At 49.8% G+C, this 624-nt stretch carries 1 pseudogene; it reads right to left on the reverse strand.

Going from position 1 to position 624, the window contains the following annotated elements:
• A pseudogene (locus tag HMPREF2728_RS10990) lies at nucleotides 1-624 on the reverse strand (peptidase); the annotation flags it as partial.

A 624-nucleotide genomic window follows, 5' to 3' on the forward strand; every position in this document is an offset into this window, starting at 1 on the left:
TTCAGGTTGAACTTCCGGTTCTCCTTTATCAGTAACAACTGCTTCTGGCAAGGCGGGTTGAACTTCCGGCTCACCTTTGTCAGTTACAACCGCTTCGGGTAACGCAGGTTGAACTTCAGGTACGCCTTTATCACTTACAACAGCCTCTGGCAAGGCGGGTTGGACTGCAGGCTCACCCTTGTCACTTACTACTGCTTCTGGTAACGTTGGTTGAACTTCAGATTCGCCTTTGTCACTTACAACTGCTTCTGGTAACGCAGGTTGAACTTCCGGCTCACCTTTGTCAGTCACAACTGCTTCTGGTAAGGCGGGTTGGACTGCTGGTTCTCCTTTATCGCTTACAACTGCTTCTGGTAACTCTGGCTGGATCGCTGGATCGCCTTTGTCACTTACAACTGCTTCGGGTAATTCAGGTTGAACTTCTGGTTCGCCTTTGTCACTTACTAAAGCTTCTGGTAACTCTGGCTGAATTGCAGGCTCACCCTTATCAGTCACGACTGCTTCTGGTAACGCAGGTTGAACTTCCGGTACGCCTTTATCACTTACCACAGCTTCTGGCAAGGCGGGTTGGACTGCAGCCTCCCCTTTATCAGATACAACTGCTTCTGGTAACTCTGGCTGGAT

The organism is Streptococcus sp. HMSC061D10 (assembly GCF_001808865.1).
GTDB lineage: Bacteria > Bacillota > Bacilli > Lactobacillales > Streptococcaceae > Streptococcus.